Source organism: Bacillus mesophilus (assembly GCF_011008845.1).
Taxonomy (GTDB): Bacteria; Bacillota; Bacilli; order Bacillales; family SA4; genus Bacillus_BS; species Bacillus_BS mesophilus.
Map to the genome: position 1 here is coordinate 340,887 of NZ_JAAIWM010000003.1, position 15,827 is coordinate 356,713.

The window sequence follows — 15,827 nt, forward strand, 5'->3', positions numbered from 1 at the left end:
TTTACATTTTTTGATAAAAATAGACTAGAACTTTATGCAATAAATTCCATGGAACAAAGTCCCTGTCCCCTTTGTCCGCCCTTTGTCCACTTAAATAATTATAATATTCCTTCTATTCTAATAATGATATACTATAAGATAACTAGAATGGAGGAGTTCTGACATGAAAAGATGGAAATTGGCGTTACTTTTTGTAGGTGGATTGATTCTTATATTTTTATCGTAACCGCTTTCAATGCTCTTACAGTTAAATCGAAACAACCAACACCAAACCCAAATGGAATTGTGTTGGACGATGAGGCAGCCGTTCAACGTTTCTCTACGGCCATTACATATCAAACCATTTCCTATGAAGATCGGACTAAGTTTGACTTTGACGAATTTGACAAGTTCATTACGTTTTTACAGGAAAGCTATCCTACTGTTCACGAACAATTGGAATTAGAAAAAATAAATGGTTATGCCTTAGTGTATAAATGGACAGGGAGTGATTCTACTAAAAAACCAATAGGCCTCGCAAGTCACTATGATGTTGTTCCTGTATTAGATGGAACAGAAGGAAATTGGGAGCAGGGTCCTTTTACTGGAGCAATTGAAGACGGGATCATATGGGGAAGAGGAACTTTAGATGATAAAATTGGAGTTATTGGTATATTAGAAGCATTAGAAAAGCTATTAACAGAAGGTTATGAGCCAAACCGAGATATGTATTTCATGTTTGGGTTTGACGAAGAAATTGGAGGAGAAGAAGGAGCTAAGGCTATCGCCGAAACCCTAAAAGCTAGAGGAGTTACTTTTGACTTTGTCTTGGATGAAGGAGGAGCGATCGTTGAAAATATGGTTCCTGGAGTAGAAAAGCCTGTCGGAGTCGTAGGTATTTCAGAAAAAGGTTCAGCAACTGTGGAACTAACGATAGAAGGAAGTGGCGGTCACTCTTCGCAACCGAAGAATCATACGAATATCGGAAGGATTGCAAACGCAATCGCTAAATTAGAAGATACCCAGTTTAAAGGGGATCTTAGAGGTCCTGGTGAAGACTTATTTGAATTTGTAGCACCAGAAATGAACGTAGGAATGAAATATGTCTTTGCTAACAAATTCATTTTTGAACCAATTATTGAAAATATCTTATTAAAGCAGCCTGCATCTGCCGCATTAATCAGAACAACCATTGCCCCGACTATTTTTCATGCGGGTGAACAATCTAATGTGTTACCTGAAAAGGCATCAGCTATCATTAACCTCCGTCTCATGCCAGGTGACTCACTAGATTATGTGAAAAATTTTATTGAAGAGACGATTAGCGATGATGATATTAAAGTGACAATCACGGGAAGAGAGGCTTCCAAAGTATCTTCTATCGACGGCTGGCAGTTTAAAGCTATTCAACAAGCTGCTAGAAATGTAAACACTGAAGCAGTCATAGCTCCATATTTAATGGTTGCTGGCTCCGATGCAAAGCATTATGATCATGTTTCAGATAATACGTATCGTTTTCTACCTGTTCAAATTACATCCGAGGATCTAAACAGAATGCACGGAACAAATGAACATGTTAGCATTGAGAATTACTTGAATGCAATTAGGTTTTATATTGAAATTATAAAAGAATCAAATAAATAGTTTTAAATTCCAGCTAAGTTTTATTATTCAATTCAAACTAAAACTCCACCCTCATCAGTTGGAGTTTTAATATTTCGGAAAGCCCTATGTTTTCATATGTCACCTTAATCTATAATGATGAGACTATTATTTGCGGTGAAGGTAAGGCCAGGAGAACGAATTCGTAACTCGATGCTTGTTAATAGCCTCTATGGTCAACTGTTTTTCTGCTGGGACAAAGTCCCTGTCCCCTCGTACCTAAGTACCTTCCTCTTAATCCATAATATTAGGTGTTAATGTGTTACACACGGTTACCACTTGAGCTTGATCATACGGTTCAAGCGACAGTTTACCTAAAACTTCATCCTTTTCTATATCATGGTCAATATTACAAACTGCCAGTGGTTGATACTCCATGTTTTCATCCATTAATACATAGTAATCAAAGGCATTAATACCAATCGAATCCATGAGGTTTATCATCTGTTTAAATAATTCATTGGTTTCTTTTTGAGTGGTAAAGGAAGTCGTCGCAACAAACACTTGGTTATATTTTTTGTATTGACTCTCAACATGCAAATCAAATTCATGATTTGGTATCACAAACTTTCCTATAGTTTCAATCTCCTCTACTCCATAAGAGAAAAGTTCTTTTCGGATCGGCGACCATTTCGAAGGATCATCATCATACTTCTCGGCTAATTCATAAAGGTTTTCTTCTTTTTCTTTCGCTCTACCTGGTATATCCCTATTAAACTCAAGTTCTCGTTTTATATATTCCCATTCCCTATTAGTAGGGATTATTTCCTTTCCATCAATAGAAAGGATAACCTCTTTTACAACATCATCTTGGAATGTAAAGAATAGAGACCCTACTCTCACTCCTGATAAATAAACCTCTCCATCAATATTAGCTATTAATCTCTGGGCTTCTGGGTCCCATTGCGAAGATGTAATTGGTAATTCGTATGTATCCTCCATATAAATCGTCGCGATTTCATCATAGTGATTGGTTATTTTCTGTAACTCTTGTACTTCTTCTATCTTTTTCTTCTCATATATTTTATTCATTTGACCTTCTAATACGTAAAACCCTATTAGTACCAACACGCTTGTTAAGATGGAAACGAGGACACCTGAAGCATGTTTCTTTTCAATAAAATGTCCTATGAGGAATCCCGCTACACTAAGCAAAAAGGCAAATATAAACACATAGGATAAAGAACCATTCCATACTTCATCTCCACTTGGAATTTCACCGTTCTTCATATACCCCGTCATCACGACGTATCCTTGAGAGGCGAACGGACCTAAAAAAATCCCGCTACATACCATTCCCCATTTTATCTTTCGTTTAAAAAATAGAAAAATAGCCGGAATAATCCATAAAAAACAGAATCCTCCCAAAAACCAACCAAGGGCCCCTAACAATGCCAATGCGTTCTCCATCTTATCCCCTCCTTCCCCACTGACCATCAAAATTCACGTTCATATAACCAATAGTATAGTAGCACTTATTTACATAAATGGTATATATCTTCTAACAAAAAAACAACGGGACGGTTCTGGTACTATTTCTTCAGTTCCGAATCATCCACCTGGCTATATTCAGTTAACCCGGTCCTTAATTTTGCTGGTACAAAGTCCCTGTCCCATCGTACCCGGCATATATTTTCAACCTCATCTAACAGCGTTAGAAAATCTTTTTTTGTATGCCTTGTATAATCAATACTAGTAAACTTAACAAGTTTATGATAAAAATCATGCTGTTTCTTGGTCATTAGTAAAAGATTATCTAATCTGTTATCGTCCCTAACTCCATTAAGGTGGTGTACAACTTCATCTACATAGAGTTCTCTACCTATAAAAGTTTCAATGACTAAGACATGTTCTCTTTTGCTCTTTCCTGATTGAGGGTCTTGCACAAACTTATAACCGTTCCTAGACCAACCACCCTTCCAGTTGGGGTTCTTTGCACCTTTAGTCTTACCCAATCTACTATTTTTAATAGATAAGCCATGAAGGTGAAGATATTTTCTAACTGTACTAGGTGCACAACCAGTTACCTTTGCAATCTCCTTAACTTCCATTTCCTTATGAATATTTACTAGATATTCGTAACTTAACTTATCTGCTACTGAATTTAGGAGCCCACCTCTAGGTAACTTTTTATATGTGTAAAGACCGTACCTGATTAAGTACTTGTCCACGACATTTCGTGAACAGCCAATCATCTTAGCAATTTCGGTAACGGTCTTATTAGGATATTGTTTTGAAAGGAATTCGCTTGTAAGGACATCTTTATAGGATTTGGCTGTCTTAGTTAGATCTATAGTAGTTAAATTGAATTTCTTTAAGTAACTACTCATAGTTGTTTGAGGTACACCTGTAACCTCACACATCTCCTTTAGACTATACATCATACATAACTGTTCCAGGTAGTCTCTTGTTAGTATATTTTTCCATTTGCTTGGCATTTTATTTCCTCCTCTGTACTTAAGTGAGCCATGTTGTAATGTTGGCCAATGGTCGGTTAGTTTTATATGGTTAAAGTTAGATAAAACTATACTTAAAAGGTATTAACACTCTATTAAAAAATAATGTTTCTTCTGGAACAAAGTCCCTGTCCCCTCCTATCTAAAAACAAAAAAATGCCATCAGCAAATAAGGTTCTGTTAGAAACAGAAAACCCTATATTGCAAACGGCATTAATGCTCTATGTTTACTGAATATAGATTAATTATTTAATTAGTATGTGCATCACTTTCCCATGAAAGCTTACATCTTTATCTAATATAATAAATAGTTAGGAAAACCACAAGACTATTAAAAAACTTTATTACTCTCATAGCATTAACTCTTTATTTATTGTTCTTATTTCATTCATATATTTTATTTTGTTTATTTGGATCAGAGATAATCTTGTTTTAAAAATATAGCATTGAAAAACACCTATTGAATAGTTGGGACAAAGTCCCTGTCCCCTCGTACCACACAAAATATTATCCGACATATATAGACAAATCGACTTTAGGTAATTAGTATTATGATTATATAATGAAAAACACGGGGGGAATTAAGTTTGACTGATAAAACTAGGTCTAAGGTCCCAACAACTAATGATAAATCAGGTAACACTCAAGAGAGACGAACCAAACAATTACTGAGCAATAGGACTCTTTATATTTGTACGTTTATTACGGCGACCATTTATTTAATTTGGAGAATCTTTTTTACCATTCCAATTGGATTTGGAACAGTAGCATTAGTCTTTGGGCTGACACTTTTAATTGTCGAAATAATAGGTATGTTGGAATCAATTGAACATTATTCAAGTATGTCCAATGTATATATACCTCAACTTCCAAGGCCACCAGTGGATTGGTATCCTGATGTCGATGTATTTATTTCTACCTATAATGAACCAGTTGAATTACTACGAAAAACCATTAATGGTTGTAAAAAGATGGACTATGTTGATAAGAGTAAAGTCCATATTTACATTTGTGATGACGGTAATCGCCCTGAGATGAAAGCATTAGCCGAGAAGATGGGGGTCGGTTATCTCGCACGAAAAGAGCATGTTGATGCAAAAGCTGGGAACTTAAATCATGCCCTTAAAAACAGCCATTCACCTTTGATTGCAACATTTGATGCGGATATGATTCCGATGCATACCTTTTTAACGGCATGTGTCCCCTATTTTTATACCAATGATGGGTCAACCCAAATTGGATTTATTCAATCACCTCAAAGTTTTTATAATCCTGATTTATTCCAGCATAACTTATTTTCTGAATCCCGAATCCCGGATGAGCAAGATTATTTTTATCGTGATGTACAAATCTCCCGAAATAAGACCAATTCAGTCATCTATGGTGGGACCAATACCCTCTTGAGTCGAAAGGCATTGGAGGACGTAGGGGGCTTTTGTACGGGGGTAATTACAGAAGACTTTGCAACAGGGATTTTAATTCAAAACAAAGGATATACATGTTTTGCAATCGATCAACCTCATGCCATTGGACAAGCCCCTTATGATCTAAAGAGTCTAATTAAACAAAGGATTAGATGGGCGAGAGGCTGCATTCAAACAGGTAGGAAAGTGAAATTATTATCACTTAAGGGACTATCAGTTGCTCAAAAGATTAGTTATTGTTCATCGATTTTATACTGGTACAGTCCGGTAAAGAGGTTAGTATATATTACCGCACCTATAATGTTTACTGTTTTCAATGTTATTGTAGTTAGATGTACTTTATGGGAAGTTCTCCTCTTTTGGTTACCGATGTATCTCTTTCAAAATGCCACATTGGAGAGACTATCAAAAGGAATCAGAAATACTAGATGGACTAATGTATATGAAACGATCTTATTCCCACCATTGCTACCACAGGTATTATTAGAAACGATTGGTGTGAAAAAACATACATTTTCCGTTACACAGAAGGATGGTACACCGAGTGATAAGCGTTACGGTTTCTTACAAGCTTTACCACACCTCGTATTAGCCTTATTAAGTTTCATTGGGTTAGCTAAAGCGATAGGTTGGATTTTTACTACAGGTTCTTTAACTTATATTGTCCTGATTTTTTGGTTAATCATTAATCTTTATACATTAACGATGTCTATTTTCTTTATGTTAGGTCGACCGATTTTACGCGGGGCTGAGCGTTTCCAGGCAACTTTAGAGTGTACGATGTTATGGAAAGAGAGAAAGATTGTAACAAAGACCCTTGATATTTCTGAAACGGGAATTTCCGTATTACTCAATTATCCAAGTTTCATTCCAGAAGATGAACTTATTTCGGTAACGTTAAAAACAGAAAGATATAGCTGTTTGTTCAAAGGCAAAATTATTAATGTGAGCAAATTAAATGAAGACTGGAAATATGCCATTAATATTCAGGAGATTTCTGATGAAGAACGAGATTCTCTTTATAGTATCGTGTATGATCGACAGCCGTCATTACCTACTAAACTCGATAGTAATATTAGTGTATTCGATGATTTAGCTATTAATCTGTCTAAAAGAATAAATAGACATAATGGTTATAACAGAAAATTGGCACGTATCGAAGTCAATCAGTTATTGCCAACTAAGGATTGTGGAGAAATCAAATTAATTGATTTTAATTATGAATATGTACTTGTGGAAATGAAAAACGAGAAAATTAAAGAGGCTTTGACCATTATTCTTACAAACGATCTCTATTTAAATTGCCAATTAGAAAAGGTGGAACCCGCACCTGAAGGCTCTAATGCTACTAAATCTCTTTATTTATTTAAAGTGCTTAATCGAGATGAGATTGGAACTGACGACCGTTTGATAGCTGTAATAATGAATTGGATCTCTAAGTCGAGAGAGGTGAAACGGCCTAGTCACACACACCTAAAAGATCTATATTCTGAAAGTCCTGACGAGTTTAATGAACGGAAGTATATTTCTTAGAAGATTCACGTAGGGAGAGATTTAATATGAGGAGATTATACTCATTTATCGTTTTGCTCCTAATCTGCTTTTTTTTCTTTCCCTCCACTAGTGTTTATGGAAACGAACGAGATTCTCTGCATGTTGAAGAATTTCAGGTTTGGTCAGATGGGGCAGAAGTTGAGCAGCATTTAGAAGATATGAGTTACCATCGTATAACCGTTAAAGGAAGCGATCGAAAAGGCGGAGGTGTGGCAGTTCTATATAATCATGTAGACCGAGACTGGTCAAACTATACAGGTTTTACTATGCATATCACTAATTATGGTAAGGAAGATATTCTCTTTAATTTCCAAACTAGTATTAGTGAAAATCTTGTCCTACCTCTATCTAACTTTATAGGTATAAAACCAGACAACATAACAAATTGGGAAACTGTTTATTCCGTTCATGATCATTTTAGTTTGCCTGCTCATTTTGAAGGTAAAGTATTTATTCCTTTTGATAACCTAGAACAAGTAAATGGCAAGCTTGAGGAAAGTCAAACGTGGTCTCTTGTCTTATTAGTAGATCAAGGAGACAAAAATGAAGTAAAAGTAGGAGAGTTCATGTTTCCTTCAAAAGACCGATCAGAGAAACTCTATCAAGATTTACAACTTAAGATAATAGGAGAGGAAGAAATACAAATTCCAGTAGCCGGTGAATCGATTGCCACCTACAACGTTCAATCTGCTACAACGAATGATATATCTTTGTCACTTGAAGAGGAAATTACCGGAGTTTCCATTTCTGAAAATGGTACTCTAATTTTAAAACCTTCTGTTGAGGTAAAAGAGATTGGTCTAGTTGCTACCTCTAGTAATGGAACAACGACTAAGAAGAAAATTAAATTAGTAGAATCATGGTTTACTGGAAAAACTACGGATGATGGTGTTTCGTTAGAAATTCCTATAGAAGAAAAGAATACTTCAGAATTAGTTGAGTGGAACTTATATCTTAATAATGAACGGAACCTCCAAGCTATTCAAACGGCCTTAATTATTCTCACATTGATCTTAATAATTGTATATAGGTTGTGTAGGAAAAAGGCTAATAAACATATCCAGCTGGACAAGCAATAGGAGGTCTTTATGCTATTCTCAAGCATTGTTTTTCTATTTTATTTTTTTCCAATCGTGCTTCTTTTATATTTTGCTACTAAATTTTCAAGAACCCTACAAAATCTAGTACTTTTATTCTCAAGTCTAGTATTTTATGCATGGGGAGAACCACGTTTTGTCGTAGTTATGGTAGGCTCTATCTTAGTCAATTATGTATTCGGAATTCTCATAGATCGAACTCGCTCTAATCATAAACTAATGAAGACATTCTTAGTTCTAGCAATTGTGGTGAATGTAGGAAACCTTTTTATCTTTAAATATCTAACATTTGTCTTTGAAAATATAAATTCTAATTTCTCTATATACTTACCAGTTCCTGAAATCTTACTGCCTATAGGAATTTCGTTTTTTACGTTTCAGGCAATGTCCTATGTCATCGATGTCTTTAGAGGAACAGCATCCGTACAAAAAAATATATTCAACCTAGGACTGTATATTGCCCTGTTTCCTCAGTTAATTGCAGGTCCAATTGTGCGTTATACAACGATTTCCAAGCAAATCATGGAGAGAAGAGAGACCTCAACCAAATTCGCAGTAGGCTGTTGCCGTTTTTTAACTGGTCTTGCTAAAAAAATTCTACTAGCAAATAACATGGCCATTGTAGCAGATCATATTTTTACGATGAGTGCCAATGAGCCGATTCCTGTTATGTTGGCATGGGTGGGAGCAATTGCCTATACTTTGCAAATCTATTTTGATTTCTCTGCTTATTCTGATATGGCAATAGGATTAGGTTTAATGTTTGGGTTTGAGTTTGAAGAAAATTTCAATTATCCATACATGTCAAAGTCTATAACGGAATTTTGGAGAAGATGGCATATTTCCCTAGGTTCATGGTTTCGTGACTATGTCTACATCCCTTTAGGTGGATCGAGGGTGAGGAATACGGACTTACTTATTCGCAATCTGTTAATTGTATGGGTTTTAACTGGAGTTTGGCATGGAGCTGAATGGACATTTGTTGCTTGGGGTTTATTAAACTTTGCTTTTATCGCATTTGAAAAATTGGTGAATTTTAACGAGATTAAGAGATTTAATGTTCTAAAACATGTCTATGCCATGTTTTTCATAGTGTTGGGTTGGGTCATTTTTAGAGCAGCCAATCTGCCAGAAGCGGGACAATATATCTCATCAATGTTTGGAGCCAGTGGACACTTCTGGAGCGATATTGCGGTAATGTTTATTAGAGAATACTGGATATTTTTCTCCTTTGCAATCATTCTCAGTCAACCTATATCTAGACGGGTAAACCGAATTGTAGTTGATCATCAGTTCCCTCTAGTGACAAAAGTCGTAACTTATTCATATCCCTTAGTTATTACTTGTTTGTTTTTAATATGTGTTATGTATTTAGTCAAAGGTAGTTATAATCCGTTTATTTATTTTAACTTCTAAGAGGTGAAATCAGTTGAAATATTTCTTCAATATGAAAAAGGTTACTGCGATCCTCTTTTTGTTATGTTTGTTTTCCTTTTCAATCTTCAATTTATTTAGTACTTATATTCCTTTGAATAAAGCCATCAGTATAAAGAAACAAAATACTAATGAACTTATAGACACCATTGAATCGACGATGCAAGAAGAGGTGTTAGGAAAGTTTTATTTTATAGAAGGTTACGGTTACTTACAAAAACTCTTAAATAAGCAAGAGGAATCAAATTTAGAAATTGTGAAGGATGAAAAGGGGTTTCTTCATTATAGTTATTTTGCAAATGGACCCAATCCAGTAGATGAACTAGTAAACAACATGTCCGTCTTAAAGAATAGCATAAAAGATAAAGAGATAGAGGTAGTGAGTTTGATGCCCCCTGATAAATACGTTAGAGGCTACACTCAGTTCTCGAAAGGACTTCCATACAATTATGCTAATGAAACTGCAGATGACTTTTTAGAGGGAATGAAGAATATCGGAATTAATACGATAGACTTCCGAGAGAATCTCCAGGTTAGTGGGATTCCCCAAGACGAGCTTTTTTTCAAGACGGATCATCACTGGAAAATCGGTACTTCTTTTTGGGCATATACAGAATTAGTAAAGGAGATAAATAAGGACTATGGAGAAGGCTTAGATCCGGATGGTTTTTATACTAATCTAGATCATTACAATCAAATTACCTATAAACACTCATACTTAGGATCTATCGGGAGAAGAACAGGTTCCCTCTATTCAGGTCTAGATGACTTTACCCTGATTTATCCAAAGTTTAAAACAGACTATACCTACTACAATATCAATAATACAGAAGAGAAGAAGACAGAGGGAAGGTTTGAGGATGCTCTCATCTCTACTTATTCGTTGAATATGGGAGATATAAAATACTCTTTACAAGCAGATAAATATTTTGCTTATTTATTTGGTAATCATGCTTTGGCTCATATCACTAATCATCTGCAACCAGAGGGACCTAAAGTTCTATTTATAAAGGACTCTTATTCAGTCCCAATGGCTAGCTTCTTATCTACCGTCTGCTCAGAGGTTTATCTAGTAGATCCAAGATATTATAAAGAAAACATCATCGAGTTAGTCAACGAATTAGAGCTGGATTATGTTTTCGTTTCTTTTTACCCACCTAATCTAACAGAGGAATTCTTTTCTTTCGATAAAACGCCAATTAGTCATTAGTCGAGAGAAGAGCATCTAGCATTCGTTGATCCCATTCTCCAGTTTTAGGATCATAAATTCCGAATGATGAAGCAAGCTCCCAATATCCCCAGCTAAATCCATGCTCTTCTGCTTGTTGTCTAACAATAGCGGTCCAACGGATACGGGATTCATAGGGAGCTTCTTTATTAATACCAAATTCACCTAAGTAAACGGGTAGGTTGCGTGCATCTGCCCACTCTTTCACTATGGTGAACCTTCGTTTAATATAATCTACCTCTTCATCTTCCGCATTCCATTCAATCCCATGTAAATCTTCAAACCCTTGATGATAAGGGTTTCCTTGAAAGGCAAAGTCATTAGGCTCATAATAGTGAAAGGTTACAATGAGATGCGGATCTTCAGGTAGCTCTAATGCCTTCAAATAATCTAAAGAATTATAATGTCCTGGCCCAACAATTACCTTTCTAGAGGGATTTGTCTGACGTATGATTGCTAGTGCATCCTTTATATACTGATTCCATTGTTCTCCGTTGAGATTTTCTTTTGGTTCATTTAATAGTTCAAAGATTACATCATCAGAGTAATCCTGATAACGGGTGGAAAGTTGCTCCCAAATTGACAAAAACAATTCATGGTTATCTTCAGGGTGTAACATGATTTCCTCGAAATGATGAAGATCAAGGATAATTCTAAGGTCGTGTTTTAAGGCTTCTTCAATATATAAATCAATCTCATCCATAAACTCTTCATCCAGTTTATAGTCAACTGATTCCTTCGCATAATCAGAAAATCGAATTGGAAGTCTAACTGCATTAAAACCAGCCTCTTGAATCAATGAGAAATATTCCTTTTTCATCTCTACATCCCATTGTATATCCTTAGGGGCATCTAGCGCATTTCCAATATTTATAGACCTAAGAGGAACAAATGAAGGTTTCTCCTGCCATGACCCCAAAAGGAGAAAAGCGACTAAAAAAATTATGAAGATGGAAGTTCCTATTGCAATTGCTGATTTCATTTTATCCTCCAAATTAAAGAATAACTAAAACTGTCCCGGGGGTATTCCAAGTGAACAAGTCATTTAGATAATATTACCATAAAACAATATTGAGTACGAAGGGGGCTTCCTCCACTGACCATCAATATGCATGCTCATCTAACCATAGTATAGTAGCATCTATTTACATAAATGGTATATAACTTCTAACTAAAAACCACAGTGACGATTCTCCTTGTACTATTCAGTTTGCGCCATAGACCACAAGAACCATCCGCTACTCATTTAGGTAAACAAAAATTTTATAGTATTAACCCCTTTTTCCTTCCTATCACCTATATACAAGGAGAAGGAGGTGATCACAATGGCAACAGCATTCATATCTGATTCAACGCTACGACTGGTTTTCGAAACTGGTGTAGATGTAGAAGGAAATCCTACTTATAAGAGTAAGAATTTCAGCAACATTAAAACATCAGCCACAACAGATGGGCTTTATGCAGTCGCACAAAGCATCGTCAGCTTACAGCAGTATCCAGTAAACGCAATCGAACGCAACGACAAACATCTTTTAGGAGCTTAATGACGTAACACATTTTTTTAAGGAAGGAGGAGATCAGAATGGCTAAAACACTTCAACTACAGTTTTCAAACCAAGAAAACAAGACGGTAACCATTGCGATTGACAATCCAATTGAACCAGTAGACCCAATAGCTTTAGATGCAGCAATGACTTCAATCTTAAGTGCGAACGTTTTCGTATCAGCTGGTGGAGATCTTGTTAGCAAGAAAGGCGCTCGTATCGTTGAGCGTAATGTATTGGAGGTAATGTAAAGAAGTTTTTAAGTCAGCATCCCGATTGGTGGTGCTGGCTATTTTTATTACAAGGAGGGTCAATATGGATCAAATGTTACCATTTGTTAGCGATGTTGGATTTCCTATCGTTGTAACACTTTACTTATTGCATAGGATTGAAGCCAAGCTAACAACATTGAATGATTCGATTCAAGGACTGCCAGATAAGTTGAAGTAGAGGGACATTCCTGTCCCTATTTTTATGGGTAGGGAAACCATCGGGACGGTTCCACTGATACTATTTCTTCAGTGGACATAGATCACAAGAAGTGTCCCGCTGGTCATATTAGATAATTTAAGTGTGGAACAAAGTCCCTGTCCCCTCGTACCGCTTTTTCATTTTCTAAAGGTTGTCTCAGCATGTCGAGTGTCTTTTTCGAAAACTCCCCTAGTTCATCTAGGAAAAGGACCCCATGGTGAGCGAGTGAAACTTCACCAGGCTTTGGGTTGGTCCCACCACCTATGATGGAAACGGCTGAAGCAGAATGATGAGGATGACGATAACGAGGTAAAGTTAGTGAATTTGGCGGTGCTCCCACTAATTGATAAAGGCTAACTTTCTCAAGCTGTTCCTCTTTCGATAGTGGTGGAAGAATGGAGGGAAAGGTTTCTGCCAATAGGCTTTTTCCACATCCAGGTGGACCATCCATGAGCACATAATGTCCACCACTTGCAGCAATCTCCAATGCTCTTTTAGCAAAAGTATGTCCAATTATTTGGTTGAAATCTCGTTCAATCGTAATAGATTCATTGGTTTGATTAACAGGAGGTAAAAAGGGTAGACACTGCTGTCCGTGTAGGGCTGCAATTACATCCTGGATGGTTTGAATATAAACAAACTCTAAATCGGGGATTTCGATATGAGGGAGATTGGGGTCAAAGGGAAGGTAAAGCTTTTTCAATTTTAATCGTTTAGCAGCAAGGACCGCGGCAATCATTCCCTCAACCGGATGGATAGTACCGTCTAATGATAAAGCTCCGATCATACCAGCATCTTCTAGTACAGAACTCTGCAAGAAGTTTCCTGCTTTTAACATTCCTATTGCAATGGCTAGATCAAATAGTGGCCCATTTTTCTTTTGTTCCGCCGGTGATAGATTGATCGTCACCTTCATATCTAAGAGAGGAAACCCAATACTATTTAGGGCTGCTGAAACCCGCTCCTTTGATTCCTTCACAGAAGCATCTGGTAATCCTACAATCACGATTGACTCTAAACCGCTTTTCACTTGTACCTCTACTTGAACTCGGTATCCTTCAAGACCTTTAAGACCAATACTGGTTACTTTTGTTGACATCGCTTCACTCCTTATTCTTTTCAAAAGCACAAAATGTTGCTACTTAACTCGACTAATCACACTTTTAGAAATACCAGTAATTCTTGAAATCTGTCCTAGGGAAACTCCATTAATTTCTTTTAGCTTAGAAAGAATAACATCTCTCTGCGCTCGTTCCATCTGTTGGAGCACACTACTACTCTCTATACCTAAAGAAAATAGATAACCCCTTACTTCTGAGTCAGAAAGTTTCACTTCATATTCAAGACATTTGTCGGTATTATTTTCTTCCATGTATTCCTTATACCAGTAGATCGCCACCTTTCGATTCTCTGATAGCATATTAAGTCCCCGGTCAATATCTACTATACTGACATGTCGTAGATATTCATGAATACTTGTCCACTTACTATCCCAAATGGTTTGGACGATTCCTGCCTTTAAAGGATTTTGGTGAATATAACGAAGAACCGTCAAAAAGTACCTCGTGTCTTCTACATTTTCACTCTTATAACGCTCCTGAAACAAATGCCCACACCGTTCATACTTCCAATTGTACAAATAGACATAGCTTGAGCAGAATCTCATCATCACTTTTGAGACGAAAAAATAAATGAGAATCATATCTTTGGAATTTGTTTTAAGGTAGGGGAAGGATAAACACTCAGGAATAAAAGAAGATAAAAGAGTTGAAATTTCGAGGTTGGAATTTATATTCTACAAGGATTAGGAACATCCCTTCTTTATATTAACAAAAGTTTTTTTGTAATCTTTACTGATATAAAGAAGGAACTTTAAATTAATCTCAGCTAGTAGAACAACTTGCACTATTACTTAGTTGGAACGAGGTCCCTGTCCCTTCGTAACTTATAGACTATCAATTCCCTATATTTTCTATTAATATGATATATAGAATAATAGGGTATATCCAATGTATACTTATATGGTTTGTACAAAAGGCATGGCCAGTAATTTTAACCTTTTTAGTAAAGTATGCTGATGAAATCATTTCGGTTATTATTAACGTAGTAACAAGAAATTACAATGAAAAGCAAAAACTAAAAGTAAAAAGTGAAGAAGAAAGAAAAGAATATGAATTTAAATCTGACTTCTTTAAAGAGCAAGCCGAAGAATGTGCTGAAGAAATTATGAAGATGGCAGAAATTTTTGAGAATGTTACAAGAAAAACAAAAGAGATGGTAAATGAGAAAACTAAAGAATTTAAACCAGAAGATATCTTCAAAATCGGTGAAAATGAGTTTGAATTTAAAGAAAATAAAACTTATTTAAAACTAGAAGAAACAAAATAAGTATACTAGTTTAGCATCTTTCCGAGATGCTTTTTCCAGTCCCTTTTTAGAAGCAAGATACGAGATTAGATTAAGTTTGGGGAAAATGGGACTAGAAACTTTATAATTCGTGAGAATCCTTCATAAAGCAATATGTCCAACTAGTAAAGGAATATAAAACATAAGAGAATTCTTATGTTTCATCTCCCTGGAACAAAGTCCCTGTCCCCTCATACCCCGCCGTGTATTTGAAGAGAGGTGAACATATGCAAATAGTAGATAATTTATTTAAGATGAAATTTATAGTAACTATTTCTTTTGTGAATTTTATATTCTTTTATTTTATTCAACAAAATTTAAATTTTGGTATATATTGGGGTGCATTTATAATTGTCCCGTCAATACTTTCCCTTATCCTTTCAGTATTAATCGGTTTTCTATTGTACTTGGTTCATAAGAAAAGATTGAATAAAACAAAGTATTTTATTTTAATTGCTGAAATTATAATCACTGTTGTAGTAATGATTGAACTCTATGAAATTCTCACTTTTATCCTGTTCTTCGAATCATAGAAATTATGGGGTACGAAGGGACAGGGACCTCGTACCACC

14 protein-coding genes are annotated in these 15,827 nt (G+C 35.8%); 9 read left to right on the top strand and 5 right to left on the bottom strand.

Going from position 1 to position 15,827, the window contains the following annotated elements:
- Nucleotides 1-171: 171 nt before the first annotated feature.
- The gene (locus G4D63_RS11615) at nucleotides 172-1,623 is read left to right on the top strand and encodes a M20 family peptidase (protein WP_163179804.1); all 1,452 of its coding nucleotides are present in this window, start codon (nucleotides 172-174) and stop codon (nucleotides 1,621-1,623) included.
- Nucleotides 1,624-1,875: 252 nt separating this feature from the next.
- Here the strand turns inward: G4D63_RS11615 and G4D63_RS11620 are convergent, their stop codons facing one another.
- Together G4D63_RS11620 and G4D63_RS11625 are read right to left on the bottom strand one after the other, a co-directional pair.
- Nucleotides 1,876-3,051 carry a tripartite tricarboxylate transporter TctB family protein gene (locus G4D63_RS11620; protein ID WP_163179805.1) on the bottom strand — a complete coding sequence of 392 codons (1,176 nt, stop codon included), beginning with the start codon at nucleotides 3,049-3,051 and terminating at the stop codon, nucleotides 1,876-1,878.
- 122 nt (nucleotides 3,052-3,173) lie between these two features.
- Nucleotides 3,174-4,079: an HNH endonuclease signature motif containing protein gene (locus G4D63_RS11625; protein ID WP_163179806.1), complete on the bottom strand. Its 906-nt coding sequence runs from the start codon at nucleotides 4,077-4,079 to the stop codon at nucleotides 3,174-3,176.
- A 605-nt stretch (nucleotides 4,080-4,684) separates the two neighbouring features.
- Here G4D63_RS11625 and G4D63_RS11630 point away from each other — a divergent pair.
- From G4D63_RS11630 to G4D63_RS11645, 4 genes are read left to right on the top strand one after another with little or no spacing between them, the layout of a single operon-like run.
- Complete coding sequence (locus G4D63_RS11630) at nucleotides 4,685-7,054, top strand: glycosyltransferase family 2 protein (protein ID WP_163179807.1); 2,370 nt, start codon at nucleotides 4,685-4,687, stop codon at nucleotides 7,052-7,054.
- A 26-nt stretch (nucleotides 7,055-7,080) separates the two neighbouring features.
- Nucleotides 7,081-8,154: a hypothetical protein gene (locus G4D63_RS11635; RefSeq protein ID WP_163179808.1), complete on the top strand. Its 1,074-nt coding sequence runs from the start codon at nucleotides 7,081-7,083 to the stop codon at nucleotides 8,152-8,154.
- Between the two features lie 9 nt (nucleotides 8,155-8,163).
- Nucleotides 8,164-9,588, top strand: a complete 1,425-nt coding sequence (locus tag G4D63_RS11640; RefSeq protein WP_163179809.1) for an MBOAT family O-acyltransferase — start codon at nucleotides 8,164-8,166, stop codon at nucleotides 9,586-9,588.
- Nucleotides 9,589-9,601: 13 nt separating this feature from the next.
- The gene (locus G4D63_RS11645) at nucleotides 9,602-10,816 is read left to right on the top strand and encodes a DHHW family protein (RefSeq protein WP_163179810.1); all 1,215 of its coding nucleotides are present in this window, start codon (nucleotides 9,602-9,604) and stop codon (nucleotides 10,814-10,816) included.
- On the opposite strand, the gene G4D63_RS11650 is transcribed toward G4D63_RS11645, so the two are convergent.
- Nucleotides 10,806-11,816, bottom strand: a complete 1,011-nt coding sequence (locus G4D63_RS11650) for a glycoside hydrolase family 5 protein (protein WP_163179811.1) — start codon at nucleotides 11,814-11,816, stop codon at nucleotides 10,806-10,808. The two genes, G4D63_RS11645 and G4D63_RS11650, sit on opposite strands and share 11 nt — an antisense overlap.
- A gap of 343 nt (nucleotides 11,817-12,159) precedes the next feature.
- Between G4D63_RS11650 and G4D63_RS11655 the strand changes: the two genes are divergently transcribed.
- From G4D63_RS11655 to G4D63_RS11665, 3 genes are all read left to right on the top strand, one after another.
- On the top strand, nucleotides 12,160-12,378 hold the full coding sequence (locus G4D63_RS11655) for a DUF1659 domain-containing protein (protein ID WP_163179919.1): 219 nt from the start codon (nucleotides 12,160-12,162) through the stop codon (nucleotides 12,376-12,378).
- 38 nt (nucleotides 12,379-12,416) lie between these two features.
- Nucleotides 12,417-12,629: a DUF2922 domain-containing protein gene (locus G4D63_RS11660; RefSeq protein WP_163179812.1), complete on the top strand. Its 213-nt coding sequence runs from the start codon at nucleotides 12,417-12,419 to the stop codon at nucleotides 12,627-12,629.
- A 64-nt stretch (nucleotides 12,630-12,693) separates the two neighbouring features.
- The gene (locus G4D63_RS11665; RefSeq protein ID WP_163179813.1) at nucleotides 12,694-12,828 is read left to right on the top strand and encodes a YvrJ family protein; all 135 of its coding nucleotides are present in this window, start codon (nucleotides 12,694-12,696) and stop codon (nucleotides 12,826-12,828) included.
- Nucleotides 12,829-12,931: 103 nt separating this feature from the next.
- Here the strand turns inward: G4D63_RS11665 and G4D63_RS11670 are convergent, their stop codons facing one another.
- Nucleotides 12,932-13,948, bottom strand: coding sequence for an ATP-binding protein (locus G4D63_RS11670; protein WP_163179814.1), 1,017 nt, complete (start codon nucleotides 13,946-13,948; stop codon nucleotides 12,932-12,934).
- 39 nt (nucleotides 13,949-13,987) lie between these two features.
- Entirely contained in the window at nucleotides 13,988-14,455 is a 468-nt protein-coding gene (locus G4D63_RS11675) for a hypothetical protein (protein WP_163179815.1), read from the bottom strand.
- A 374-nt stretch (nucleotides 14,456-14,829) separates the two neighbouring features.
- On the opposite strand from G4D63_RS11675, the gene G4D63_RS11680 reads away from it, so the two are divergent.
- Complete coding sequence (locus G4D63_RS11680; protein WP_163179816.1) at nucleotides 14,830-15,237, top strand: hypothetical protein; 408 nt, start codon at nucleotides 14,830-14,832, stop codon at nucleotides 15,235-15,237.
- Nucleotides 15,238-15,827 lie beyond the last annotated feature (590 nt).

Bases quoted from the DNA above. Each gene is read 5' to 3' on its own strand.
- G4D63_RS11615 (WP_163179804.1), top strand. From the start codon at position 172: ATGGAAATTGGCGTTACTTTTTGTAGGTGGATTGATTCTTATATTTTT.
- G4D63_RS11620 (WP_163179805.1), bottom strand. From the start codon at position 3,051: ATGGAGAACGCATTGGCATTGTTAGGGGCCCTTGGTTGGTTTTTGGGA.
- G4D63_RS11625 (WP_163179806.1), bottom strand. From the start codon at position 4,079: ATGCCAAGCAAATGGAAAAATATACTAACAAGAGACTACCTGGAACAG.
- G4D63_RS11635 (WP_163179808.1), top strand. From the start codon at position 7,081: ATGAGGAGATTATACTCATTTATCGTTTTGCTCCTAATCTGCTTTTTT.
- G4D63_RS11640 (WP_163179809.1), top strand. From the start codon at position 8,164: ATGCTATTCTCAAGCATTGTTTTTCTATTTTATTTTTTTCCAATCGTG.
- G4D63_RS11650 (WP_163179811.1), bottom strand. From the start codon at position 11,816: ATGAAATCAGCAATTGCAATAGGAACTTCCATCTTCATAATTTTTTTA.
- G4D63_RS11655 (WP_163179919.1), top strand. From the start codon at position 12,160: ATGGCAACAGCATTCATATCTGATTCAACGCTACGACTGGTTTTCGAA.
- G4D63_RS11660 (WP_163179812.1), top strand. From the start codon at position 12,417: ATGGCTAAAACACTTCAACTACAGTTTTCAAACCAAGAAAACAAGACG.
- G4D63_RS11665 (WP_163179813.1), top strand. From the start codon at position 12,694: ATGGATCAAATGTTACCATTTGTTAGCGATGTTGGATTTCCTATCGTT.
- G4D63_RS11670 (WP_163179814.1), bottom strand. From the start codon at position 13,948: ATGTCAACAAAAGTAACCAGTATTGGTCTTAAAGGTCTTGAAGGATAC.
- G4D63_RS11680 (WP_163179816.1), top strand. From the start codon at position 14,830: ATGATATATAGAATAATAGGGTATATCCAATGTATACTTATATGGTTT.